Here is a 23,791-nt window from a genome sequence, read left to right as displayed (position 1 = left end):
CCCTAACCGAGACTACATCATGTTCAAGCATATCCTGTTGCCCACCGACGGTTCCTCCATCGCCTCCGCCATGATCAAAAAGACGCTGGCGTTCGCCAAGGAATCCGGGGCCAAGGTCACCGGCATCCATGTGATGGCCGATTACCAGATCTTCACCTATCAACCGGAAATGCTGGCCGACACCCGCGAGCAGTACGCGCACGACAGCGCCGAACATGCGCGCGTGTTCCTGGCCGAGATCGAGAAGGCCGCCAAGGAGCTGGGCGTGAGCTGCGACACCATGCTGGTGACGGATGAGCAACCGTACGAGGCCATCTGCAAGGCCGCCACCGACGCCGGCTGCGACCTGATCTGCATGTCGTCGCACGGCCGGCGCGGCGTGAAAGGCCTGTTGCTGGGCAGCGAAACGCAAAAAGTGCTGACCCACGCGACGGTGCCCGTACTTGTGTTGCGCTGATGCCATGAACGGGCTGGGGACGGCGCCGGCCACCATGCTGGCCATGCTGCTGGACCAGCCCGGCACCGCGCTGCGGGCGGCCCAGGTGCCCGTCCCCCGGCCCGGTCCCTGGCAAGTGCTGTTGCGGGTCGCCGCGTGCGGCGTGTGCCGCACCGACCTGCACATCGTCGACGGTGAACTGCCGCCCCATCGTCAACCCGTCATCCCCGGCCATGAAGTGGTGGGGCGCGTGGTCGCCCTTGGCCACGAGGTGCGGGACGTCGCGCTCGGCGAACGGGTGGGCGTGGCCTGGCTGGGCGCCAGTTGCGGCGCCTGCCCCTATTGCGCGCGCCACACGGAGAACCTGTGCGGCGACGCCCGTTTCACCGGCTACGATCTCGATGGCGGCTATGCCCAGTACATGGTGGCCGACGCCCGCTACATCTTCCGCCTGCCGGCCCGCTACGACGACGTGGAGGTGGCGCCGCTGCTGTGCGCGGGGCTGATCGGCTACCGCGCCTACGCGCTGGCCGGCGACGCCCGGCGCATCGGCCTGTACGGCTTCGGTGCCGCCGCCCATCTGCTGGCGCAGCTGGCCAGCCAGCAGGGCCGCGAGGTGTATGCGTTCACCCGGCCCGGCGATGAGCGCGGCCAGCGCTTCGCGCGCGCGCTCGGCGCCGTGTGGGCCGGCGCGTCGGACCAGGCGCCGCCGGTGGAACTCGACGCGGCGCTGCTGTTCGCGCCCGATGGCGCGCTGGTGCCGCGGGCGCTGCGCGCCGTGCGCCGGGGCGGCAGCGTGGTCTGCGCCGGCATCCACATGAGCGACATTCCCTCGTTCCCCTACAGCCTGCTGTGGGGCGAACGCACCATCCGTTCCGTGGCCAACCTGACCCGGGCCGACGGCGAACAATTCTTCGCGCTGGCGCAGCAGTACCAACTGAACGCCAGCACCACCGTGTTCTCGCTGCGGGAAGCCAACGCGGCGCTGGCGGCCTTGCGCGCCGGCGCCTTTGACGGCGCGGCCGTGCTCGTGCCATGAACCCGCGCATACAGGAACTGCTGGAACGCATCCGCGCGATCGAGGAGGAACTGGAACAGGAGGTGCAGCGCCGGCGCCAGGAATTGCACGCCGATTTCTCCAAGCGGCGCGTGATCTTCGCACGCGAGGTGGTCGAGCAGCAGCGCCGCTTCAAGACCGGCTTGCTGACCTATGTGCTGCACGCGCAATGGCGCCACATGGTGTCGGCGCCGTTCATCTACGCCGTGTTCGTGCCGCTGGTGCTGATGGATCTGTTCGTCTCGCTGTACCAGCTGGTGTGCTTTCCGCTGTACCGCATCCCCCGCGTGCGGCGCGGCGACTACTTCGTGTACGACCGCTCGCACCTGGCCTACCTGAACGCGCTCGAACGTTTCAACTGCCGCTATTGCGCCTACGCCACCGGCCTGATCGGCTATTGCCGGGAGGTGATAGGGCGCACGGAGAAGTACTGGTGCCCCATCAAGCATGCGCGCAGGGTGCTGCACGCGCACGAGTATTATCATGGTTTTGTCGACTTCGGCAACGCCGCCAGCTACCGGGCGGAACTGGCCAAATTGCGGGCGGAACTGGAGCGCCTGCAGAACGAGGAATCGCCATGACCCACATTGTTTCGAGCACGCTTGCACCGTCGCGCACGGCGCTGGCGGCGGCCGTGTTGTGCGCCCTGGTGGCGCTGACCGGCTGCACGGCCTTCAAGCAGGTGCCGCCGCCGCCGGCGCCGGCGCCGTTCGTGCCGCCGGCCGGCTGGTCCGGCGCGTCCGGCACGCAGGATGCGGCACTGGCCCGGGCCAGCCTGGTGGACTGGTGGCAGCGCTTCCACGATCCCGTGCTCGATCGCCTGATCGGGCAGGCGCTCGACGCCAACACCTCGGTCGCGGTGGCGCGCGCCGCGCTGCTGCAGGCGCGCGCCACGCGCGACGCGGCGGCGGCCGGCCTGGGCACGACGGTGTCGGTGTCGGCGTCGGCCCAGCGCAGCAAGACCGATGGCGCCAACGCGTCCAACAGTTACGCTGCCGGCTTCGACGCCAGCTGGGAACCGGACGTGTTCGGCCGCAACGGCTACGCGCTGGCGGCCGGCGTGGCCACGGTGCGCGCCAGCGAGGTGAGCCTCGGCGACGTGCGGGTGACGGTGGCGGCCGAGGTGGCGCGCAACTACATCGATCTGCGCGGCGCCCAGGCCCGGCTGGCCATCGCGCGCGACAACGTGGCCAGCCAGGAGGCGACCATGCAGATCACGGACTGGCGCGTGCAGGCCGGCTTGCTCACCACGCTCGAACAACAGCAGGCCTTGTCGCAGACGGAACTGGCCAAGGCCCAGTTGCCGCTGCTCGAGAGCAGCGTGGCCCAGCTCACCCACAGCCTGGCCGTGTTGTGCGGCGAGGCGCCCGCCACGCTGGACGCCATGTTGGCGGCGTCCGCGCCGATCCCCGAGGCCGGCCCCGACCTCGCCCTGAGCCTGCCGGCCGACACGCTGCGCCAGCGGCCCGACGTGCGCGCCGCCGAGTTCCAGGTGCAGGCCGCGCTGGCCCGGGTGGGGCAGGCCGACGCGGCCCGCTATCCGTCGTTCCGGCTGGAGGGCTCGATCGGCCTGCATGGCCTGGGCATAGGCGGCACCGGCTCGACCATCCTGCGCGCCTTGCTGGGTAGCGTGTCGGGCAACGCCTTCGACGGCGGCGCCAGCGTGGCCCAGCTCAGATTGCAGCAGGGCGCGATGGCCCAGGCCCACGCGGCCTACCGGGCCACCGTGCTGGCGGCCTTGCAGGATGTGGAGGACGCCCTGAGCGCACTGGCCGGCGACCGTCGCCGCCTCGACCATCTGCGCAGCGCCGCCGCGGCCGCCAACAACGCGGCGCTGCTGGCGCGCCAGCGCTACGCCAGCGGCCTGGTGGACTTCCAGACCGTGCTGGAAACCCAGCGCACGCAGTACTCGGCCCAGGACAGCGTGGCCGCCACCAGCGTGAGCCTGAGCGACGATCTGGTGCGCCTGTACAAGGCGCTCGGGGGCGGCTGGCAGCCCGATGGCGCACCACCGGCCGCGCCCGCGCCGGCCGCCGCATCCAAGGCCGGCGCCAGCGCGCCGCCACAACCTTCGCATGGATCGAACGCATCATGAACCTCGCAGCAACCCCCACGCCGCCGGCCGGCGCCCCATCGGCCGCCGCGCCGGCTGATCCGTCCGCCACGTCCGCCACGTCCGCCGGCGCCGATCCGGCCGGCGTCGCGCCCATCGGCGAGCGCGGCACGGCCGCCGCCCCACCGGCGTCCGATCCGTTCGGGGACGCGGAGGGCGGCCAGCGCTGGCGCCAGGTCCTGATGTGGACGCTGGCCGGCCTGGTGCTGCTGGCGGTCGCCGGGGGCATCTACACGTGGCGCAGCCACCGGGCCGCCGGCCAGACCAGCGCCTACGTGACCTCGCCCGTCAAGCGCGGCAACCTGGTGCTGAACGTGACGGCCAACGGCACGCTGCAACCGACGCGCGCCGTCAACATCGGCAGCGAGCTGTCGGGCACCGTGTCGCGCGTGCTGGTCGACATCAACGACCAGGTGCGCAAGGGGCAGGTGCTGGTGGAGCTGGACACGGCCAAGCTGAACGACCAGATCGTGCGCTCGCGCGCCGCGCTGGCGGCGGCCCGCGCCGCCGTGGCCGTGGCCGAGGCGACCCGCTCCGAGGCGAAGACGGCGCTGGCGCGGCTGGAGGAAGTGGCCCGCCTGTCGGACGGCAAGGTGCCGTCGCGTGCCGAGCTGGACACGGGCCGCGCCACGCTGGCGCGCGCCGAGGCCAATGTGCTCAACGCCAAGGCCGCCGTGGACAGCGCCCAGGCGGCGCTGTCGACCGACATGACCAACATGGCGCGCGCCTCGATCCGCGCGCCGATCGATGGCGTGGTGCTGAGCCGCAGCGTCGATCCCGGCAACGCCGTGGCCGCGTCGCTGCAGGCCGTCACGCTGTTCCAGCTGGCCGAGGACCTGCACCACCTGCGGCTGCTGGTCAACGTGGACGAGGCCGACGTGGGCGCCGTGCGGCTGGGCCAGACGGCCATGTTCACCGTCAGCGCCTACGCCAACCGGCCATACCCGGCCACCATCACGCGCGTGGCCTACGGTTCCACCATCACCGACAACGTGGTGACCTACGTCGCCTATCTCGACGTCGACAACGCCGACCTCACGCTGCGCCCCGGCATGACGGCCACGGCCACCATCCGCGCCGCCCAGCGCGACCAAGTGCTGCTGATCCCCAACAGCGCGTTGCGCTTCGCGCCGCGCGACGGCGGCAAGGCGGCGTCGGGCGGCATCGTCGCCTCGCTCATGCCGCGCCTGCCCGCGCGCGCGCCGCGCCAGGCCGGCGTGGCCAACGGCGGCGGCCAGACGCAGCGCCAGGTGTGGGTGCTGCGCGGCGACACGCCCCAGGCCATCACGGTGCAACTGGGGATCAGCGACGGCCGCAACACGGAAGTGAGCGGCGACGCCATCCAGGAAGGCATGCAGGTCATCACGGACCAGCGCGCCGCCGCGCAATGAACGCGCCACGCGACATGGCCGGCGCCGCCGCCGCGCCCCCCTTGATCCGGCTGCGCGACGTGTGCAAGCGCTACGGCAGCGGCGCCACGGCGCTGATGGCGCTCGACCATGTGAACCTCGAGATCGCGCAGGGCGAGTTCGTCGCCATCATGGGCCCCAGCGGCTCGGGCAAGTCGACCGCCATGAACATCCTCGGCGCGCTCGACACGCCCACCAGCGGCCACTATCTGTTCCGTGACGTGGACGTGGGCGCCACCACGCGCGACCAGCGCGCGCGGCTGCGGCGCAGCTCGCTCGGTTTCGTGTTCCAGGGTTTCAACCTGCTGGCCCGCACCTCGGCGCAGGAGAACGTCGAATTGCCGCTGCTGTACCGGGGCGAGAGCGCCGGCGTGCGCCATGCGCTGGCCGCGCGCGCGCTGGCGGCCGTCGGGCTGGCCGGCTGGGAGGACCACACGCCGGCCGAACTGTCGGGCGGCCAGCAGCAGCGGGTGGCCATCGCCCGCGCCATCGTGACCCAGCCGGCCCTGTTGCTGGCCGACGAGCCGACGGGCAACCTGGACAGCCAGCGCAGCCGCGAGATCATGGAACTGCTGGCGGCGCTCAACCGCGATCAGGGCATCACCGTCGTCATGGTCACGCACGAGCCGGACATGGCCCTGTACGCGCAGCGCATCGTGCATTTCCGCGACGGCAGGATAGACAGCGACAGCGTCAACACCGAGCAGGTGGGCGCGGCGACGGAGGCCGGCTGATGTTGCTCAATACTTTGCTGCTGGCGCTGCGCTCGATCCGCCGCAACCTGCTGCGTTCCTTCCTCACCATGCTGGGGATCGTGATCGGGGTGGGCGCCGTGATCACCATGGTCACGCTGGGCAATGGCGCGACCCAGGCCGTGCACGACCAGATCGCCAGCCTGGGCAGCAACCTGCTGATGGTGCGGCCCGGCCAGCGCATGGGCCCGGGCAGCGGCGGGGCGGGCGCGCCCGCCTTCAAGGAGGCCGACGCGGAAGCGATCTCCGCCCAGATCGGCGGGATCCGGGCCGTGGCGGCCGAGTCGCGCAGCGGCCAGACCATCATCGCCAACGGCCGCAACTGGTCGAGCAGCGTGATCGGCGGCAGCGCCGACTGGCTGACGGCGGCCAACTGGACGCTGGCCGCCGGCCGCCCGTTCGACGATGGCGAACAGCGCGCCGGCGCGGCCGTGTGCGCCGTGGGCGCGACCGTGGCGCGCGAGCTGCTGGGCCAGCGCGACCCGCTGGGCGAGCGGCTGCGCATCAAGCAGTTCTCGTGCGTGATCGTGGCCGTGCTGGCGTCCAAGGGCCAGGGCGCGATGGGCAACGACCAGGACGACCTGGTGCTGGTGCCGCTGCACACCTTGCAGCGGCGCGTGACGGGCAACCAGCGCGTGGGCACGCTGCTGATCTCGATGGAGGAGGGCAGCGACAGCATGGCCTTGCAGGCGCGCCTGACCCAGTTGCTGCGCGAACGGCGCAAGCTGAGCGTGACGGAGGAGGACAACTTCAACATCCTCGACACGCGCCAGCTGGCCGACACCATGTCCGGCGCCACCCGCGTGATGACGACGCTGCTGGGCGCGGTGGCGGCCGTCAGCCTGCTGGTGGGCGGCATCGGCATCATGAACATCATGCTGGTCAGCGTGACCGAGCGCACGCGCGAGATCGGCCTGCGGCTGGCCATCGGCGCGCTGGAGCGCGAAGTGCTGCTGCAGTTCCTGATCGAGGCCATGGTGCTGGCCGCGCTGGGCGGCCTGACGGGGGTGGTGCTGGCGGCCGGCGCCACCGCGCTGGCGGCGCGCGCGATGCAGCTGCCCTACCTGTTCAATCCCGGCATCAACCTGCTGTCGTTCGTGTTCTCGGCCGGGATCGGCGTGGTGTTCGGCTACGTGCCGGCGCGGCGCGCGGCCCGGCTCGACCCGATCGAGGCCCTGCGCCACGAATAGCGGGCCGGCCCCGTCATTGCTGCCACAGCAGGTAGGGCAGCCACATGGCCGCCAGCATCAGCAGCAGGCCCGGGCCCACGGCCAGGAAGAAGCGCCAGCCGCCGCTGGCGGCCGCCAGCAGCTTGCTCACGCTGTTGGCCGACACGGTCAGCAGGAAGGTCGGCACCAGTTGCGGCGCCTGCACGGTGCCGCTGGCGGCCAGCGACAGGATGGAGCTGGCGGCGGCATGGACGTCGGCCAGCGCGGCCAGCATGGCGCCGGCCTTGGCGGCCGTGGGGCCGAGGTAGGCGTTGGCGTACGAGACGATACCGGTGGCGCCGCTCAGCAGGGCGGCGAAGATCAGCGCCTGGCGGATGCTGAACGCGCGGCCGATGCGCTGGCCGCGCCGGGTCGCGCCGTCGGACGCGGTGCGCAGCCGCCACGCCGAGAGCAGCAGCGTGGCCAGCAACGCGCTGCCCAGGCTGGGCGCCAGGTGCTGCAGGTGGTCGGGCGCGATGGTCAGCGTCACCACCAGCAGCAGCACGTAGGTGCCGAGGTTGGACAACGTGGCGGCGCTGGCCGTCACGCCCAGCAGCACCGGTTCATGGCGGTAGCGCTGGCCCATGGTGGCGATGGTGGCCGTGCTGGACACGAAACCCGAGGCCAACCCCGTCAACGCCAGGCCCATGCGCGGACCCGCCATGCGCAGCGCGATGTGGGCCGCGCCCTGCATCGTCATGATCACCAGCACCAGCCCCCACATGCGGCGCGGATTGGCGCCCAGCAGCCAGGCGTTCTCCTTGTCGGGCAACAGCGGCCACACGATGAGGGCGGCGCCGGCCAGGATCAGGGCGTCGCGCAGTTCGCCGCTCTTGAGCGTGACGCGCACGAAATGGTGCAGCGGCCCGCGCAGATTGAGCAGCGAGGCCACGACGACGGCCGCGCCGGCCGAAACGGCGGGGTTCACGATGGCGTTCACGCCGAGCAGAAAGGCCAGGAACAGCGCCAGTTCGGTCGTCACGCCGGGGTCGTCGGAGCGGTCGCGCCAGTGCGAGATCGCGCTCAGCGCCAGCACCAGCAAGGCCGCCGCCAGCACCAGGCCGGGCGACAGGGTCTGCGCCAGTCCGCCCATGAACGACACCAGCGCGAAGCTGCGCACCCCGACGAAGGCCCGGGTCGGGCCGCTGCCCTTGCTGCGCTCGCGCTCGACCCCGATCAGCAAGCCGCAGCCGAAGGCGACGCCGAGTCCTGTCAGAGTGGTGGCTTCGAAGATCATGGCGCGATTCTGCCAGCCATTGCCGGTGGCCGCAATGGCAGGGCCGCATTTTTGGCGCACGGTTCCAGCGCACGACGGTCGATGATCGAAATGTTTTGCTCTTTCTCGCGCGTTGCTTGAGAATTATCAACAACTTGATCCAGCGCAAGGTTTTGACGTGTAAATCCGCTCATATTGCTCTGCATGGCCGGGCACGCCGGCCAGCATTTGCGACAAGAAAGAAGGCCAAGATGAAACTGACATTCCTCGGAGCGACCGGCACTGTGACCGGCTCCAAATACCTGCTGCAATCGGGCGCCAAGCGCATCCTGGTCGACTGCGGCCTGTTCCAGGGTTACAAGCAGCTGCGGTTGCGCAACTGGGAGGAATTCCCCGTGCCGCCGGACGAGATCGACGCCGTCGTCCTGACCCACGCCCACCTCGATCACAGCGGCTACCTGCCGCTGCTGGTCAAGAACGGTTTCCGCGGCAAGATCTACTGCAGCGAGGCCACCCGCGACCTGTGCAAGATCCTGCTGCCCGACAGCGGCCACCTGCTCGAGGAGGAGGCCATGCACGCCAACCGGCACGGCTACACGGGCCACGCGCCCGCGCTGCCGCTGTATTCGGAGGCGGACGCCGTGCGCGCGCTCGATTACTTCCATCCGGTGCCGTTCGACCAGTCGTTCGACGTGGTGCCCGGCCTGACGGCGCAACTGACGCTGGCCGGCCACATCCTCGGCGCGGCCATCGTCACGATACGCTCGGCCACCAGCCGGATCACGTTCTCGGGCGACCTGGGACGGCCGCACGACCCCATCATGGTCGCCCCTGGCATCATCGAGGAGACCGATTACCTGGTGCTCGAATCGACCTATGGCGACCGGGTGCACGATCCGGCTGATCCTGCCGTCCTGCTGGGCCAGACCATACGCGAAACGTCGAGCCGCGGTGGCGTGACCATCATCCCGTCGTTCGCCGTGGGCCGCGCGCAATCGCTGTTGTATGAGATCTACAAGCTCAAACAGAAGGGTGAGATTCCGGACGTGCTGCCCGTGTACCTGAACAGCCCCATGGCCACCGACGCCACCGCGCTGTACATGCGCCACCGCGATCAGCACCGCCTGAACCGCCACGACACGGAAGCCATGTGCCACGCCGCCAAGATCGTCAACAGCGTGGAGGAGTCGATCGCGCTGAACCAGCGCCAGGTGCCGATGGTGATCGTCGCCGCCAGCGGCATGGCCACCGGCGGGCGCGTGCTGCACCACCTGAAGGCGTTCGCCTCCGATTCGCGCAACACCATCCTGTTCGCCGGCTTCCAGGCCGGCGGCACGCGCGGCGCGGCGATGCTCGAAGGCGTGCCGGCCATCAAGATCCACGGCGAGTACGTGGCCCTCAACGCCCAGGTGCGCCAGATCGACAACCTGTCGGCCCATGCGGACGGCAATGAGCTGATGGCTTGGCTGCGCCACTTCCGCAAGGCGCCCAAGCGCACCTTCATCACCCACGGTGAACCGCCGGCCGCCGACGCGCTGCGCCGCCGCATCAAGGAGGAGCTGCACTGGGATTGCCGGGTGCCCGAGTACCGCGACCAGGTGGAGCTGCCATGAGCCGTGCCCACGAAGCGTTGCAACTGCACCGGCTCGGCATCGACACCTACCAGGAGCCGGTGGTGTATCTGCGCTCAGACTGCCCGATCTGCCGCTCGGAGGGCTTCGAGGCCCAGTCGCGGCTGGAGGTGTGGCGCGGCGACCATCACATCGTGGCCACCCTCAACGTGGTGCACGGTAACCTGATCGAACGCTGCCAGCTCGGCTTGTCCGAGGCCGCCTGGCGCGCGCTGGGCGGCGCCAATGGCGACCCGGTGCGGGTCAAGCACGCGCCGCCGCTGCTGTCGTTTTCCGCCGTGCGGGCCAAGATCTACGGCCGCCCGATCGGCGCCGAGGCGGCCGGCAGCATCGTGCAGGACATCGTCGAGGGCCATTACTCCGACATCGAATTGGCGGCCCTGATCACGGCCTGTTCCGGCAACCGCATGGACGTGGCCGAGACGATCGCGCTGACCCGCTCCATGATCGGCGTCGGCCAGCGCCTGCACTGGGACAGCGAGATCGTGGTCGACAAGCATTGCGTGGGCGGCCTGCCCGGCAACCGCACCACGCTGATCGTGGTGCCCATCGTGGCCGCCTGCGGCCTGACGATACCGAAGACGTCCTCGCGCGCCATCACCTCGCCGGCCGGCACGGCCGACACCATGGAGACGCTGGCGCCGGTGGGCCTGGACCTGGCGAAGATGCGCTCGGTGGTGCAGCAGGAGGGCGGCTGCATCGCCTGGGGCGGGGCCGTCTCGCTCAGTCCGGCCGACGATCTGCTGATCCGGGTCGAACGTCCGCTGGGGCTCGACAGCGACGGCTTGCTGGTGGCCTCGGTGCTGTCCAAGAAGATCGCGGCCGGCTCCACCCACGTGGTGATCGACATCCCCGTCGGCCGCACGGCCAAGGTGCGTTCGGCGGCCGCCGCCGAATCGCTGGCCAAGCGACTGGTGGACGTGGGGCAGGCGCTGGGCATCGCCGTCAGCACGGTGCTGACGGACGGCTCGCAGCCGGTCGGACGCGGCATCGGTCCGGCGCTGGAGGCGTGGGACGTGCTGGCCGTGCTGCGCAACGAAGTGGGTGCGCCCGACGATCTGCGCCAGCGCGCCTTGCTGCTGGCCTCGCGCCTGCTGGAACTGGGCGGCAAGGCGGCGCCGGGGCAGGGCATGGCGCTGGCCGAATCGGTGCTGGCCAGCGGCGCGGCCTACAAGAAGCTGGAGGCGATCTGCGCCGCCCAGGGCGGCATGCGCGAGCCGCCGCGCGCGGCGTACACGCACGAGCTGGTGGCGCTGCACCAGGGCCATGTGGTGGCCATCGACAACCGCAGCCTGGCCCGGCTGGCCAAGCTGGCCGGCGCGCCGCTGGCGCCGGCGGCCGGCGTCACCATGCATGCGGCCCTGGGCAGCCGGGTGGCCGTCGGCCAGCCGCTGCTGACGCTGCACGCCGAGTCGCCCGGCGAACTGGCCTATGCGCTGGCCTACGCGGAGACGCAGGAAAACCTGTTCACCATCGAGGAGCCGCAATGACGCCCATGTTACTGGCGCTGCCGGGCGCGCAGGCGTTCGCGGCGCGGCTGGCGGCCTGCCTGCCGTATGAGGCGGGCGAGCTGGAAATCCACCGTTTCCCCGACGGCGAATCGTGTCCGCGTTTCCCGTCCGGCGTGGCGGGGCGCGACGTGCTGCTGGTGGCGGCGCTGGACCGGCCGGACGAGAAGTTCATGGCGCTCTATCTGGCCGCCGGCGTGGCGCGCGAGCTGGGCGCGCGCAGCGTGGGCCTGGTCGCGCCCTACCTGCCCTACATGCGGCAGGACGCCGTGTTCGCGCCCGGTCAGGGCGTGACGGCGCGCCACTTCGCGCGGCTGGTGTCGGGTTGTTGCGATTACATGGTGACGGTCGATCCGCACCTGCACCGCATCCACAGTCTCGATGAGGTCTATAGCATCGCGACGGAAGTGGTGCCGGCGGCGCCGGCCATCGCCGCCTGGATCGCGGCCAATGTGGCGCAGCCGGTGGTGGTGGGGCCGGACGAGGAGAGCGGTCAATGGGTGGCGCAGGTGGCCGCGCTGGCCGGCTGCCCGTCCACGGTGCTGAGCAAGGTGCGCAGCGGCGACCGCGCGGTGGAAGTGTCGGCGCCGGCGGCCCAGCTGCTGGCCGGCCGCACGCCGGTGCTGGTGGACGATATCGTCTCCACCGCCCGCACCATGATCGCCGCCAGCGGCCAGTTGCAGCGGGCCGGCGGCAACGCGCCCGTGTACATAGGCGTGCATGCCTTGTTCGCGGACGACGCCTATGCCGCGTTGCAGGCGGCGGGGCCGGGCCGTATCGTGACGTGCAACACCGTGGCCCACGCCAGCAACGGCATCGACGTGGCGCCCGGTCTGGCGGCGGCCGCTGCCCGCTTGCTGGCGGCGCGCGGCTGATTAATTGGAGCAGAGTCCGGGGGCAGAGTCCGACCCGCCAGGTTCGGACTCTGCTGCCTGCTTGCGTTCCATGGGTTCCCGCTTGCGCGGGAACGACGGTCAGTGGGCCATCAGCACCGGCAGCGTCATCTCGGCCAGGATGGTCTTGGTGACGCCACCCAGCACCACCTCGCGCACGCGCGAGTGGCCGTAGCCGCCCATCACCAGCAGGTCCACATCGATGTCGGCCGCCAGCGACAGCAGCGCGTTGCCGATATCGAGGTCCGTGGCCTGCTGCAGCACCTCCACCTTGATGCCATGGCGGGCCAGGTACAGCGCCATGTCCGCGCCCGGCTGCGCGCCGTGGGTGTTGTACTCGGCGTAGGGATTGAACACGGCCAGCGTGACCTTGTTCGCCCTGCGCAGCAGCGGAATGGCGCAGGTGATGGCGCGGGTGGCTTCGGCGCTGCCATCCCAGGCCAGCAGCACGTGCTCGCCCAGCTTGTCGAACTTGCCCGCGTAGGGCACCACCAGCACCGGACGCGCGCTGTGCAGCATCACGTACTGCGGCAGGTCGCCGTTGATGTTCGGGGTCGGTTCGTCCGGGTCGGTCTGGCCCACGATCACCAGGTCGGCGTAGCGCGCCTGCAGCGTCAGGCCGCTCTCCGATTCGTCGTCGATGCGGCGGTGTTCGAACGACTTCACGCCCAGCCGCGTCACCTCGGCCTCGAAGGCGGCCAGCGCGGTGTCGGCCCGTTCGTTGAGGAAGCTCAGGTCGGCCGGCGCCACGGCCGCTTCCGGCGCCATCGAGGCGCACTGGTAGATGAACTGCGACAGCCCCGTCATGGCCGCGCCCACCAGGTGGGCCTCGTCACGGTTGGCCAGCTGGGCGGCCAGCGCCACGCGGCCCGCCAGGTGCTTCGATTTTTCGACGTGCACCAGGATCGTTTTGTACGACATATGTTTTCCCCTTTTGGAGGTGGTTGTTGGGGGGGCTTACTTGGGTGCCGGCGCCTGGTCCATGCGGTCCATCATCATTTGCATCATATTCTGCATCATGTCCATGCGCAGCTCCAGGTCGCGGCCCGGACCCTGGCGGCCGCCCATCATCCTGCCGGGACCGCCCTGGAGACCACCCTGGGGACCGCGTGGGCCACCTTGGGGTCCACCCTGCGGCCCGCCGATGGGGCAGCCCTGAGGTCCGCCCATCATGCCGCAGCCGCCCATGTGATTCATCATCGTCATGCTTTCCTGCATGAGTTTCATGTGCTCACCCATCAGCGCGCGCCGTTGTTCGGGGGTGGCGCGCAGCATTTTTTCGTGCATGTCGCGCATGGCCTTGATCTGGGCGTCCACCTCCGGCGCCGGCGTGGCCGCTTGCGGGGCGGGCTTGGCCGGCGGCGCGGAAGCGGGCGTGGCGGCTTGGGCGGCGGCAGCGCCCAGCATCAGGGACAGGACGAGTGGGAGAACGTGAATATTTTTCATGATGGCTCCAGGTGAGGAAAGCGCATGGCGCGCTCGGCAATATTGATGGTAGTGATATGGCTCCAAAAGTTGATTGATCCAGATCAAATCGTTAACGATAGACACGGGAAAGCCACGTGCGGGCTAGCGCATGCCGAAGCGGCGGCTGAGCCAGCTTTTGATGGTTTGGGTCAATCCGAGGTAGCCGGCCAGAATCAGCGGCAACAGCATCCAGTAGCGTGCCGGCATCGGCACGAAGCCCAGCGCCGGCCCGAGCGGCGAGGACGGCAGCCACAGGCCCAGCAGGCAGATGCCCGAGGTGGTCATCAGCAGCGGCAGGCTGGGGCGGCTTTGCAGGAAGGGGACGCGGGCCGTGCGCAGCACGTGCACCACCAGCGTCTGCGACAGCAGCGACTCGAGGAACCAGCCGGTCTGGAACAGGGCCGGCGCGCCGGCCGCGCCGCAGGCATACCACAGCGCGCCGAAGGTCACGTAGTCGAACAGCGAGCTGATGGGGCCGAGGCTGAGCATGGCGCGCCCGATGTTGGCGATGTCCCAGCGCCGCGGCCGCTTCAGGTATTCGGCGTCCACATGGTCGCTGGCCAGCGTCGTCTGCGACACGTCGTACAACAGGTTGTTGAACAGGATCTGCACCGGCGCCATCGGCAGGAACGGCAGCAGCACGCTGGCGCCGAGCACGCTGAGCATGTTGCCGAAGTTGGAGCTGGCGCTCATGCGGATGTATTTGCTGATGTTGCCGAACACCTTGCGGCCCTCCACCACGCCGTCCTTCAGCGCCAGCAGGTTCTTTTGCAGCAGGATGATGTCGGCCGATTCCTTGGCGATGTCGACCGCGCTGTCGACGGAAATGCCGACGTCGGCCGTCTTCAGGGCGGCGCCGTCGTTGATGCCGTCGCCCAGGTAGCCGATCACGTGGCCGCGCGCCTGCAGGGCGCGGATCACGCGCGCCTTCTGCTGCGGGTTGAGCTTGACGAACAGCGAGGCGTGCTCGGCCTGCGCGGCCAGTCTGGCGTCGTCGAGCGCGTCGATGTCGGCGCCGTGCAGCACGTCCTGCACGGGCAGGCCCACGTGGCGGCACACGTTGCGCGTGACGGCCTCATTGTCGCCGGTCAGCACCTTGACGGCCACGCCGTAGTGCTTGAGTGCGCGGATGGCGTCGGCCGCGCTGTCCTTGGGCGGGTCGAGGAAGGCGATGTAGCCGACCAGCGTCAGGCCGGCCTCGGCGCTGGTGTCGAACGTGTGTTCCTCGGGCGCCAGTTCGCGGCAGGCCACGGCGATCACGCGGAAGCCATCCTCGTTCAGGTCCTGCACCACGCGGTCGAGCGCGGCGCCGTGATGTTCCTGCAGCGGGATCACGGCGCCCTGGCGTTCGGCCTGCGAGCACACGCCCAGCACCTCCTCGACCGCGCCTTTGCAGATGAGCACGCGGCCGCCATCGGCGCGCTGCACGATCACGGACATGCGGCGGCGCTCGAAATCGAACGGCAGCTCGTCCACCTTGCGGAACGCCGTGTCGGCCTGCAGGTGTTCGTGCACATCCACATACTTGAGCACGGCCACGTCGAGCAGGTTCTTGAGACCGGTCTGGTAGAAACTGTTGAGGTAGGCGTATTCCGTCACCCGCGAGGAATCGGCGCCGTCGATGTCCACGTGCTTCTCCAGGATCACGCGGTCCTGGGTCAGTGTGCCGGTCTTGTCGGTGCACAGCACATCCATCGCGCCCACGTTCTGGATCGCGTTCAGGCGCTTGACGATCACCTGCTTGTCCGACATGGCCAGCGCGCCCTTGGCCAGGTTGATGGTGACGATCATCGGCAGCATCTCCGGCGCCAGGCCCACGGCCACGGCCACCGCGAACAGCAGCGCCTGCAGCCAGTCGCCCTTGCTGTAGCCGTTGATCAGGAACACCAGCGGCACCATCACCAGCATCACCCGTATCATCAGCCACACGAATTTGTTGACGCCCAGGTCGAAGCTGGTCAGTTCGCGGGCCCCGGCCAGCTCGTCGGCGATCTGGCCGAAACAGGTGCTGGCGCCGGTGGCCACCACCAGCGCCGTGGCGCTGCCGCTGAGCACGGTGCAACCCATGAAGGCGACATTGCCCAGTTCCAGCGGCGGCACGCTGGCCGGCACGGCTTGCGACAGTCTCTCCACCGGCATCGATTCGCCCGTCAGCGCGGCCTGGCTCACGAACAGGTCGCGGCAGCTCAGGATGCGCACGTCGGCCGGCACGATGGCGCCCACAGACAGTTGCACGACATCGCCGGGCACGATTTGTTCCAGCGGCAAGTCCACGGCCTGGCCGGCGCCGTCTTCGCTGCGCAGCACACTGACGGTGGTGCGCACCATGGCGCGCAGCTTCTCCGCCGCCAGATTGGAGCGGTGCTCCTGCACGAACGCCAGCAGCGACGACAGCACCACCATGCCGGCGATCAGGCTGGCGCTCCACGCCTCGCCGGTGGCGAAATTGATGGCCGCCAGCGCCAGCAGCAAGAGCGACAGCGGACTGGCCAGCAATTTGAGGAAGCGCACCATGATGCCGCGCCGCGTCGCGTGCGCCACCACGTTGGGGCCGTGTTGCAGCAATCGTTCGCGCGCTTGCTGCGCCGTCAGGCCGGCGGGGCCGCTTTGCAGGCGGGCCAGGGCGGCCTGCGGGGTGTCGGCGGCCACGGCCAGCAACACGGCGCTGGCGGCGGCATCGGCGGCCATGGCGGCCCTGGTGGCGGGCGCGGGTGACGGGGACACGGGGGCGGGCTCTCTCGTTGGATAGGGTGGCCGGAGGAGTGCGGGCGAACTCAAGCACGGTAACGCAGAATAACAATGTCAACGCGAAATATGTTTGATCTGTGTCAAATATGGCAAGTTGGCATCGCGCACAGCCGCGCCAGGCCAAGACAAGGCCGTGGCCGGTATGGTATCGCTATCGCATATTGCCAGCCGGGGAGGGCAGCTCAGATGGCGGATGCGATGAAGGCCGGCGCCCAGGAGCGGCAAGCGCCGCTCGATTTTGATGCCGTCAAAGCCGAGGAGCACGCGGCGCTCGGGTTGGCGGCGGAGGCCGCCGCGCGGGCCGGCGCCACCGCGGGCACCGGCCTGGCCCTGTCCGGCGGCGGGATCCGCAGCGCCACCTTCGGGCTCGGCGTGTTGCAGGCGCTGGCCGCGCGCGGCGCGCTCAGCCAGTTCGATTACCTGTCCACCGTCTCCGGTGGCGGCTATATCGGCGCCTGGCTCAGCGCCTGGATCCACCGGACCGGACTGGCGCAGGTCGAGGCGGCGCTCGCCAGCGCGGGCAGCGGAGCCGGCGCCGCGCCGCGCACGCTGGAACCGGAGCAGGTGAGCTGGCTGCGCCGCTACAGCAATTACCTGACGCCACGGGTCGGCCTGTTCTCCGTCGATTCCCTCACCCTGATCACGATCTGGACCCGCAATGTGACGCTGAGCCTGATCATCGTGCTGGCCTTCTTCGCCGTGCTGCTGTTGCTGCCGCGCCTGGCGTTGCTGTCTGTGGTGGGCGTGATCGACACGCCGCCCGCCGCGCTTGGCTATCTTGCCGGTTTGATGGGCGCGGGCGTGTTTCCGGCCGTGCTGGTGGCCAACATGGTGGAACTGGAACGGCCGCCCGGCGTGGCCCGGTTCCGGCTCGGCACCACGCCGGCGGTCTGGTGGACGGTGCTGCTGCCGGGCGTGCTGGCCGCGCTCAGCGGCAGCTTCTGGCTGTTCGGCCCGGACCAGGCCGATGGCGCCGTCAACCGTGACCTCGCGCTGTGGTCGGCCGCGTTGTTGCTGCTGGTGGGACTGGTGTGGCTGTTGTGCAAGCTGTACCACGCGCTGCGCTACGCGCCGGTGGCCGCGCGTGCGCGCACCGTGCGCGCGGCGTTGCTGGAATCGGCCGTGTTCCTGCCCTCGGGCGCGGCCGGGATCGCGGCCGGGATGGGGGCGCTGGCCGTGGTGCATGGCCGGCTCGGCTCGGAGACGGGCACGGCCCACGCGGCCGCCGTCCTCACGTTCGGGCCGGCGCTGTTCCTGCTCGTGTTCGGCGCCGGCGGCGCCATCTTCGTGGGCCTGGTGGGCCGCAATTATGATGAGCGCTCGCGCGAGTGGTGGAGCCGCATGAACGCCTGGTTCCTCATCATCGGCGTCGGCTGGCTGGTGCTCAATGGATGCGCGTTCTACGTACCGGCGCTGATGCAATGGGCCGATGGCAACGCCGGACCATGGCTGCGCGGCGTGGTCGGCGCCGGCTGGGCGGCCAGCATCGTCGGCCTGCTGCGCACGCCGCGCCAGGGTGGCAGTGATCCGCGCCGCGCGCCGCGCCTGCTGACCGTGGCCAAGCTGGCCGCCGCCCTGTTTCTGCTGGGCTTCGTGGCGGCCGCCGCCAGCCTCACGGACTGGATGCTGGCGTGCGCGGGCCGTCTGACGCCGATGGCCGTCCCGTTGCCGGCCGGCGTCGCCGGGACGGACTGGCGCATGCCCGGGCCGGGCGCGGCGTTGCGCCAGCACGTCGATATCGCCGTCACCACGCCGGGGCTGGACGCGTACGTGGCGGCCCGGATGGCCGACCTGCATGGTCTGCTGCTGGCGCACGCCGGCCCGTTGCCGTTGCCGTGGCTGGCGTTCGGCGGGGCGCTGGCCGTGTTGCTGGTGTTCGGCCTGCGGGTCGATGTCAACAAATTCTCGCTGCACAATATGTACAAGACGCGGTTGATCCGTTGCTATCTGGGCGCCAGCAACCCGCACCGGCGGGCCCAGCCGTTCACGGGCTTCGACGATGGCGACGACATCGCCCTGTCCAGCCTGGCGGACGGCGCGCTCGTGCAGCGGCCCCTGCATATCGTCAACGCCACGCTGAACCTGTCGCAGGGCAAGAATCTGGCGTGGCAGGAACGCAAGGCCGCGTCGTTCACGCTGACCGCGCTGCACGCCGGTTTCGCGCTCGGCCACACGCAGGGCGTGTCGTCCGAACAGCAAGCCAAGGCGCGCCTGGTGCGGCCGGGGCAGGCGCTGGCCGACGGCGACGACGGGCTGGCGGCGCTGGCCGGGTATCGGCCCACGCGGTTGTATGCGGCCAGCAATGGCGAGACGCGCGCATTCACGCTGGGCATGGCGGCGGCCACGTCCGGCGCGGCCGCCAGCCCCAACATGGGCGCCGCCACCAGCCCGGCGCTGGCTTTCCTGCTGACGCTGCTCAATGTGCGCATCGGCCGCTGGAGCCCGAATCCGGCGCGCCGGCAGTGGCGGCGCGCCAGCCCCCGTTTTGGCCTGCTGTGCCTGCTGCAGGAGTTGTTCGGCTATTCCAACGACGAATCATCGTTCGTCTACCTGTCCGATGGCGGCCATTTCGACAACACGGGCATCTACGAGCTGGTGCGGCGTCGCTGCCGCCTGATCGTGCTGGTGGACGCCAGCGAGGATGGCCGGCGCGGCTTCGACGATCTGGGCCGGGCGATCCGCCAGTGCCGGATCGATTTCGGGGTCGAGATCCGCATCGACCTGGCCGCCTTGCGCGCCAGCGGGAGCGACCTGCCGGCCTGCGGCCATGCGCGCGGCGAGATCCTGTACGGTTCCGGCGCGGGCGAGGGCGAGTTGCTCTACATTAAGCCGACCTTGTGCGCGGCGCGCCGCGAGCCGGTCGACGTGCTGAACTACAGCGGCAACCATCCGAGCTTCCCCCACCAGTCCCCGGCCGACCAGTTCTTCGACGAGAGCCAGTTCGAAAGCTACCGTCAACTGGGCCTGCACATCGGCGGCGCCTGCCTGGACCAGCATGCGCACCTGCTGTCGAACGCGCGCCGCTGACGTTGCCGCACGATACGACGCTGGCGCATTTTGCACAGCGGGCGTTTTGATCTAGACTGAATCCATGACATCGGTTTGGACAGTCGGGCGGCGGGGCGTTTGCCGCCGGGAGGAGATGGCCATGGAACTGCATATGCATTCGCACCGCTGGGAAGCGCGCTTGCCGGACTGGGCGGCGGCCACGGCGGCGGGTTTCGGGGCCGGCGGCATCCTGATGCTGCTGGAGATCGCCATGGCGGCCGTCATGGGGCGCGACCCATGGCTCATGTCGCACATGATCGCGGCCATGGCGCTGGGCTGGGACGCGCTGCAGACCAGCGGCTACAGCCTGGGCATCGTCACGTGGGCGCTGGTGATCCACTATGTGCTGGGCATGGCGTTCGGGGTCATGCTGGCGGCGTTGATCGCGCCGTTCCATTTCGACTCCAGCGCCGGCATGGCCTTGCTGGCCGGCGCCGTGTTCGGCCTGCTGCTGTATGTGCTCGACTTCTACGGCATGTCGGGCGCATTCACGTGGTTCCGCGAGCTGAGGGGCTGGTCCACCGCGATCGGCCATGTCGTGTTTGGCATGTCGGCGGCGTTTATCTATCTGAAGCTGGAGCGGCCCGACCAGGTCCGCTAGCAGGACGGCATGGCGCCGCCGGGTGGCGGCGCGCCGGGGCGTATTCGTCGGGCCGCCGCCTTGGCGTGCCGCGATGTTGTGCTGGGATGCTGACATGGCGCTCCCTTGGGTGTTGATCGTGATCGTGGTGGGCGCCGTGGCGTTCCATCTGGCCAGCCCGTGGTGGCAAACGCCGGTCGCGTCCAACTGGCAGCAGATGGACGACGCGCTGATGCTCACCCTGTTCATCACGGCGGCCGCGTTCATCGTCATCAACCTGTTCTTGGCCTATGTCATCGTGCGCTTCCGCCACCGCGACGGGGTGCGCGCGGCCAGCGAACACGGCAACAAGGCGCTCGAGGCATGGCTGGTCGGGCTGACGACGGTGGGGATCGTCGCGCTGCTGGCGCCGGGCCTGTCCGTGTACGCCAAGCTGATCCATCCGCCGGCCGACGCCATGGTGTTCGAGGTGCTGGGCCAGCAATGGCAATGGCACTACCGGCTGCCGGGCAAGGACGGCAAGCTCGGCGTGACCGATGTGCGCTACATGAGCGCGGCCAATCCGTTCGGCATCGATCCGGACGACCCGAACGGCCAGGATGACGTGCTGGTCGGCGGGCAGGAGATCCATCTTCCGATCAACCGGCCCGTGAAGGCGATGCTGCGTTCGCAGGATGTGCTGCACGACTTCTTTGTGCCCCAGTTCCGGAGCCGGATGAACATGGTGCCGGGCATGGTCACGTCGTTCTGGTTCACGCCGACCAGGGCCGGCAGATTCGAGGTGATGTGCGCGCAGTTGTGCGGCATCGGCCACTTCAATATGCGCAGCTATGTGGTGGTGGAGGGCGCCGACGCCTACGCGACGTGGCTGGCAGCCCAGCCGCTGTTCGGCGCGCGCGCGGCCGCGCCTGCGGGCGGCGGCGTCGCGGCCGCCGCTGCTGCCGTCGATCCCGTCCACCAGGGCCGCCTGCTGGCGCAGTCGCGCGGCTGCGTGGCCTGCCACAGCGCCGACGGCGGCGCCGGCGTGGGGCCTAGCTGGAAGGGCTTGTACGGCAAGCTGGAGACGATGGCGGACGGCGCGCAAGTAAAGGTGGACGAGGCCTATCTGCGGCAATCGATCACGGACCCCAAGGCGCGCGTGGTGCGCGGCTACGCGCCCGTGATGCCGCAGCAGCAGTACAGCGACACGGACCTCAGCGCACTGCTGGCCTACATCAAGTCGCTGGGCGGGCCGGCCGCACCATAGTCGCGGGCACGAGGGAGGATGGCATGGCATACGGCAGCGAACATGAACCGCATAGCTTCTGGACCCGCTATGTGTGGAGCCAGGACCACAAGGTGATCGCGGTCCAGTACACGGCCACGGCCATCGTGGTCGGCCTGGTCGGCATGGTGTTGTCGGACCTGATGCGGTTGCAACTGGGCTTCCCGGGCCGGTTCGCCTTCATCGACGCGCCGCGCTACTACCAGTTCATCACCATGCACGGCATGATCATGGTGATCTATCTGTTGACGGCGCTGTTCCTGGGCGGCTTCGGCAACTACCTGATCCCGCTGATGCTGGGCGCGCGCGACATGGTGTTCCCCTTCCTGAACATGCTCAGCTACTGGGTCTACCTGCTGGCCGTGCTGATCCTGCTGGGCAGCTTCTTCGTGCCCGGCGGCCCCACGGGGGCGGGCTGGACCCTGTATCCGCCGCAGGCCATCCTGCCCGGCACGCCGGGCGTGGAGTGGGGCATCGTCGTGATGCTGATCTCGCTGCTGGTGTTCATCGTGGCCGCCACCATGGGCGGGCTCAACTATGTGACGACGGTGCTGCAGGCGCGCACCCGGGGCATGACGCTGATGCGCATGCCGCTGACCGTGTGGGGCATCTTCGTCGCCACCATCCTGGCGCTGCTGGCGTTCCCGGCCCTGTTCGTGTCTGGCGTGATGATGCTGCTCGATAAGACGCTGGGCACCAGCTTCTTCATGCCCGCCATCGTCTCGATGGGGCAGCACCTGACGCACCAGGGCGGCAGCCCCTTGCTGTTCCAGCACCTGTTCTGGTTCTTCGGCCACCCGGAGGTCTACATCGTGGCGCTGCCCGCGTTCGGCATCATCTCCGACCTGATCAGCGTGCACGCGCGCAAATGCATCTTCGGCTACCGGATGATGGTGTGGGCCATCGTCGCCATTGGCGGCCTGAGCTTCGTCGTCTGGGCCCACCACATGTACGTGAGCGGCATGCATCCATACTTCGGTTTCTTCTTCGCCACCACCACGCTGATCATCGCCGTGCCCACCGCGCTCAAGGTCTACAACTGGACGCTGACGCTGTGGCGCGGCGACATACACCTGACGGTGCCGATGCTGTTCGCCATCGGCTTCATCAGCACCTTCCTGATCGGCGGCCTGACGGGCTTGTTCCTGGGCAATGTGAGTGTCGACATCCCCCTGTCGAACACCTATTTCGTCGTGGCCCACTTCCACATGGTGATGGGGGTGTCGCCGGTGCTGGCCGTGTTCGGCGGCATCTACCACTGGTATCCGAAGGTGAGCGGGCGCATGTTCAACGAGGCCCTGGCGCGGGTGCACTTCTGGGTGACGTTCATCGGCGCCTACCTGATCTTCTTCCCGATGCACTACCTGGGCATCCTCGGCATGCCGCGCCGCTACTACGCGTACGAGAATTATGCGTTCATTCCCGCGTCGGCCCAGTCGCTGAACGCGTTTATCACCGTGGTGGCGCTGGTGGTGGGCGCCTTTCAATTGCTGTTCGTGTTCAATCTGCTGTGGAGCGCGCGTCATGGCAAGGTGGCCGACGGCAATCCATGGCGCGCAGCCAGCCTGGAGTGGCAGACACCGGACACCCCACCCCGGCACGGCAACTGGGGGCCGGCCCAGCCCGTCGTTTACCGTGGCGCCTACGACTATGGCCACCAGGATGGTGCGAGCGACTTCATCGCCCAGAACGTCGGGCCGGAGACGCAGGAGATGTCGGACCCGGCGGACACGGCGGGCGGAATCGCCGTGCGCGCGCCCGGACGGCCAGACGGGGAGGTGCCGACATGACGACCATGCATCCTCGCGCCTCCGACGCGGCGGTATGGCCGGACCCGGACCGGCAAGTCATCCGCCAGACCGGCTTGTGGGTACTGATCGGCGTCGTCTCCGCGCTGTTCCTGCTGTTCGGCGCCGCCTACGTGATGCGCATGTCCGCGGCGGACTGGCGGCCGTTGCCGGTCGTGCCCTGGCAGCTATGGTGCGGCACGGCGTTGCTGGCCGCCGCCAGCCTGGCTTGGCAACTGGCCGCCCGGGCTGCGTCGCGCGGCATCGAACGGGAAGCCGGGCTGGCCGTCGCCATGGCTTGTGGCAGTTCCGTGCTGTTCCTGGGTGTCCAGTTATGGGCATGGCAAGCCCTGAACGCGCTCAATCTGACGGTGGCCGGCAACCCGGCCAACAGCTTCTTCTATCTCATCACGGGCTTGCACGGCTTGCATGTGATGGGCGGCCTGGTCGCGGCGGCGCTGGCGGGCCGGCACTTGTTCCGCGCGGGCCGGTTCGGCTCTGGCGGCGGAGCGGGCAGTGCGGGCCGCGCCGGCGGCGCCACGATGGCCAGCGGCGCCATCGCTTTGTGCGCGCGTTACTGGCATTTTTTATTGTTGCTGTGGCTGGCCATGTTCGCCATGTTGTACCTGGTGACGCCAGCCGTGGTACAGGCGATCTGCGGTCGTCCGTAATCC

20 protein-coding genes are annotated in these 23,791 nt (G+C 69.5%); 15 read left to right on the top strand and 5 right to left on the bottom strand.

Going from position 1 to position 23,791, the window contains the following annotated elements; translation table 11 throughout:
• Nucleotides 1-19 precede the first annotated feature (19 nt).
• The 7 genes from AC1RQG_RS14810 to AC1RQG_RS14780 all read left to right on the top strand — a co-directional run bounded on the left by AC1RQG_RS14810 (nt 20) and on the right by AC1RQG_RS14780 (nt 6,957).
• Complete coding sequence (locus AC1RQG_RS14810; RefSeq protein WP_493132618.1) at nt 20-457, top strand: universal stress protein; 438 nt, start codon at nt 20-22, stop codon at nt 455-457.
• Between the two features lie 34 nt (nt 458-491).
• Nucleotides 492-1,475, top strand: coding sequence for a zinc-dependent alcohol dehydrogenase family protein (locus AC1RQG_RS14805; RefSeq protein WP_493132969.1), 984 nt, complete (start codon nt 492-494; stop codon nt 1,473-1,475).
• Nucleotides 1,472-2,074 carry a hypothetical protein gene (locus AC1RQG_RS14800; RefSeq protein ID WP_493132617.1) on the top strand — a complete coding sequence of 201 codons (603 nt, stop codon included), beginning with the start codon at nt 1,472-1,474 and terminating at the stop codon, nt 2,072-2,074. Before AC1RQG_RS14805 ends, AC1RQG_RS14800 begins: the two co-directional genes overlap by 4 nt.
• A complete protein-coding gene (locus tag AC1RQG_RS14795) occupies nt 2,071-3,588 on the top strand; it encodes an efflux transporter outer membrane subunit (RefSeq protein ID WP_493132615.1) in 1,518 nt (505 codons plus the stop codon). Before AC1RQG_RS14800 ends, AC1RQG_RS14795 begins: the two co-directional genes overlap by 4 nt.
• Nucleotides 3,589-3,701: 113 nt before the next feature.
• Nucleotides 3,702-4,997, top strand: a complete 1,296-nt coding sequence (locus AC1RQG_RS14790) for an efflux RND transporter periplasmic adaptor subunit (protein WP_493132968.1) — start codon at nt 3,702-3,704, stop codon at nt 4,995-4,997.
• Complete coding sequence (locus AC1RQG_RS14785) at nt 4,994-5,749, top strand: ABC transporter ATP-binding protein (protein WP_493132613.1); 756 nt, start codon at nt 4,994-4,996, stop codon at nt 5,747-5,749. Before AC1RQG_RS14790 ends, AC1RQG_RS14785 begins: the two co-directional genes overlap by 4 nt.
• On the top strand, nt 5,749-6,957 hold the full coding sequence (locus AC1RQG_RS14780; protein WP_493132611.1) for an ABC transporter permease: 1,209 nt from the start codon (nt 5,749-5,751) through the stop codon (nt 6,955-6,957). The genes AC1RQG_RS14785 and AC1RQG_RS14780 overlap by 1 nt, the downstream gene beginning before the upstream one ends.
• Nucleotides 6,958-6,970: 13 nt before the next feature.
• On the opposite strand, the gene AC1RQG_RS14775 is transcribed toward AC1RQG_RS14780, so the two are convergent.
• Nucleotides 6,971-8,212 carry an MgtC/SapB family protein gene (locus AC1RQG_RS14775; RefSeq protein WP_493132609.1) on the bottom strand — a complete coding sequence of 414 codons (1,242 nt, stop codon included), beginning with the start codon at nt 8,210-8,212 and terminating at the stop codon, nt 6,971-6,973.
• On the bottom strand, nt 8,209-8,397 hold the full coding sequence (locus AC1RQG_RS14770) for a hypothetical protein (RefSeq protein WP_493132607.1): 189 nt from the start codon (nt 8,395-8,397) through the stop codon (nt 8,209-8,211). The genes AC1RQG_RS14775 and AC1RQG_RS14770 overlap by 4 nt, the downstream gene beginning before the upstream one ends.
• A 45-nt stretch (nt 8,398-8,442) precedes the next feature.
• Between AC1RQG_RS14770 and AC1RQG_RS14765 the strand changes: the two genes are divergently transcribed.
• The 3 genes from AC1RQG_RS14765 to AC1RQG_RS14755 are packed head-to-tail and all read left to right on the top strand — an operon-like array spanning nt 8,443 to nt 12,205.
• The gene (locus AC1RQG_RS14765; RefSeq protein ID WP_493132605.1) at nt 8,443-9,804 is read left to right on the top strand and encodes an MBL fold metallo-hydrolase RNA specificity domain-containing protein; all 1,362 of its coding nucleotides are present in this window, start codon (nt 8,443-8,445) and stop codon (nt 9,802-9,804) included.
• The gene (locus AC1RQG_RS14760) at nt 9,801-11,312 is read left to right on the top strand and encodes a thymidine phosphorylase family protein (RefSeq protein ID WP_493132603.1); all 1,512 of its coding nucleotides are present in this window, start codon (nt 9,801-9,803) and stop codon (nt 11,310-11,312) included. The genes AC1RQG_RS14765 and AC1RQG_RS14760 overlap by 4 nt, the downstream gene beginning before the upstream one ends.
• Complete coding sequence (locus tag AC1RQG_RS14755; RefSeq protein WP_493132601.1) at nt 11,309-12,205, top strand: ribose-phosphate diphosphokinase; 897 nt, start codon at nt 11,309-11,311, stop codon at nt 12,203-12,205. The genes AC1RQG_RS14760 and AC1RQG_RS14755 overlap by 4 nt, the downstream gene beginning before the upstream one ends.
• Before the next feature lie 99 nt (nt 12,206-12,304).
• Here AC1RQG_RS14755 and AC1RQG_RS14750 read toward each other — a convergent pair whose 3' ends face one another.
• The 3 genes from AC1RQG_RS14750 to mgtA all read right to left on the bottom strand — a co-directional run bounded on the left by AC1RQG_RS14750 (nt 12,305) and on the right by mgtA (nt 16,378).
• Nucleotides 12,305-13,144 (bottom strand): universal stress protein, encoded by an 840-nt coding sequence (locus AC1RQG_RS14750; protein WP_493132599.1) that lies wholly within the window; start codon nt 13,142-13,144, stop codon nt 12,305-12,307.
• Between the two features lie 36 nt (nt 13,145-13,180).
• On the bottom strand, nt 13,181-13,669 hold the full coding sequence (locus AC1RQG_RS14745) for a hypothetical protein (RefSeq protein ID WP_493132597.1): 489 nt from the start codon (nt 13,667-13,669) through the stop codon (nt 13,181-13,183).
• 123 nt (nt 13,670-13,792) lie between these two features.
• Nucleotides 13,793-16,378, bottom strand: a complete 2,586-nt coding sequence (gene mgtA / locus AC1RQG_RS14740; RefSeq protein ID WP_493132967.1) for a magnesium-translocating P-type ATPase — start codon at nt 16,376-16,378, stop codon at nt 13,793-13,795.
• Nucleotides 16,379-16,624: 246 nt separating this feature from the next.
• Between mgtA and AC1RQG_RS14735 the strand changes: the two genes are divergently transcribed.
• From AC1RQG_RS14735 to AC1RQG_RS14715, 5 genes are all read left to right on the top strand, one after another.
• Entirely contained in the window at nt 16,625-19,465 is a 2,841-nt protein-coding gene (locus tag AC1RQG_RS14735; RefSeq protein ID WP_493132595.1) for a patatin-like phospholipase family protein, read from the top strand.
• Between the two features lie 121 nt (nt 19,466-19,586).
• Entirely contained in the window at nt 19,587-20,087 is a 501-nt protein-coding gene (locus tag AC1RQG_RS14730; protein ID WP_493132593.1) for a hypothetical protein, read from the top strand.
• Between the two features lie 94 nt (nt 20,088-20,181).
• Nucleotides 20,182-21,312 carry a c-type cytochrome gene (locus AC1RQG_RS14725; protein WP_493132591.1) on the top strand — a complete coding sequence of 377 codons (1,131 nt, stop codon included), beginning with the start codon at nt 20,182-20,184 and terminating at the stop codon, nt 21,310-21,312.
• A gap of 23 nt (nt 21,313-21,335) precedes the next feature.
• Nucleotides 21,336-23,120: a cytochrome c oxidase subunit I gene (gene ctaD, locus AC1RQG_RS14720; protein WP_493132589.1), complete on the top strand. Its 1,785-nt coding sequence runs from the start codon at nt 21,336-21,338 to the stop codon at nt 23,118-23,120.
• Entirely contained in the window at nt 23,117-23,788 is a 672-nt protein-coding gene (locus AC1RQG_RS14715) for a cytochrome c oxidase subunit 3 family protein (protein WP_493132587.1), read from the top strand. Before ctaD ends, AC1RQG_RS14715 begins: the two co-directional genes overlap by 4 nt.
• Nucleotides 23,789-23,791 lie beyond the last annotated feature (3 nt).

It is taken from the genome of Rugamonas sp. GW822-FHT03B10 (assembly GCF_058801745.1).
Note: the sequence above shows the minus strand (reverse complement) of the source record. Positions and strands in the feature narration are given on the sequence as shown.

What these genes read in the sequence shown, in the direction of transcription:
- AC1RQG_RS14810 (WP_493132618.1), top strand. Translation starts at nt 20, where the DNA reads ATGTTCAAGCATATCCTGTTGCCCACCGACGGTTCCTCCATCGCCTCC.
- AC1RQG_RS14805 (WP_493132969.1), top strand. Translation starts at nt 492, where the DNA reads ATGCTGGCCATGCTGCTGGACCAGCCCGGCACCGCGCTGCGGGCGGCC.
- AC1RQG_RS14800 (WP_493132617.1), top strand. Translation starts at nt 1,472, where the DNA reads ATGAACCCGCGCATACAGGAACTGCTGGAACGCATCCGCGCGATCGAG.
- AC1RQG_RS14795 (WP_493132615.1), top strand. Translation starts at nt 2,071, where the DNA reads ATGACCCACATTGTTTCGAGCACGCTTGCACCGTCGCGCACGGCGCTG.
- AC1RQG_RS14785 (WP_493132613.1), top strand. Translation starts at nt 4,994, where the DNA reads ATGAACGCGCCACGCGACATGGCCGGCGCCGCCGCCGCGCCCCCCTTG.
- AC1RQG_RS14780 (WP_493132611.1), top strand. Translation starts at nt 5,749, where the DNA reads ATGTTGCTCAATACTTTGCTGCTGGCGCTGCGCTCGATCCGCCGCAAC.
- AC1RQG_RS14775 (WP_493132609.1), bottom strand. Translation starts at nt 8,212, where the DNA reads ATGATCTTCGAAGCCACCACTCTGACAGGACTCGGCGTCGCCTTCGGC.
- AC1RQG_RS14770 (WP_493132607.1), bottom strand. Translation starts at nt 8,397, where the DNA reads ATGCAGAGCAATATGAGCGGATTTACACGTCAAAACCTTGCGCTGGAT.
- AC1RQG_RS14765 (WP_493132605.1), top strand. Translation starts at nt 8,443, where the DNA reads ATGAAACTGACATTCCTCGGAGCGACCGGCACTGTGACCGGCTCCAAA.
- AC1RQG_RS14760 (WP_493132603.1), top strand. Translation starts at nt 9,801, where the DNA reads ATGAGCCGTGCCCACGAAGCGTTGCAACTGCACCGGCTCGGCATCGAC.
- AC1RQG_RS14755 (WP_493132601.1), top strand. Translation starts at nt 11,309, where the DNA reads ATGACGCCCATGTTACTGGCGCTGCCGGGCGCGCAGGCGTTCGCGGCG.
- AC1RQG_RS14750 (WP_493132599.1), bottom strand. Translation starts at nt 13,144, where the DNA reads ATGTCGTACAAAACGATCCTGGTGCACGTCGAAAAATCGAAGCACCTG.
- AC1RQG_RS14745 (WP_493132597.1), bottom strand. Translation starts at nt 13,669, where the DNA reads ATGAAAAATATTCACGTTCTCCCACTCGTCCTGTCCCTGATGCTGGGC.
- mgtA (WP_493132967.1), bottom strand. Translation starts at nt 16,378, where the DNA reads ATGGCCGCCGATGCCGCCGCCAGCGCCGTGTTGCTGGCCGTGGCCGCC.
- AC1RQG_RS14735 (WP_493132595.1), top strand. Translation starts at nt 16,625, where the DNA reads ATGGCGGATGCGATGAAGGCCGGCGCCCAGGAGCGGCAAGCGCCGCTC.
- AC1RQG_RS14730 (WP_493132593.1), top strand. Translation starts at nt 19,587, where the DNA reads ATGGAACTGCATATGCATTCGCACCGCTGGGAAGCGCGCTTGCCGGAC.
- AC1RQG_RS14725 (WP_493132591.1), top strand. Translation starts at nt 20,182, where the DNA reads ATGGCGCTCCCTTGGGTGTTGATCGTGATCGTGGTGGGCGCCGTGGCG.
- ctaD (WP_493132589.1), top strand. Translation starts at nt 21,336, where the DNA reads ATGGCATACGGCAGCGAACATGAACCGCATAGCTTCTGGACCCGCTAT.
- AC1RQG_RS14715 (WP_493132587.1), top strand. Translation starts at nt 23,117, where the DNA reads ATGACGACCATGCATCCTCGCGCCTCCGACGCGGCGGTATGGCCGGAC.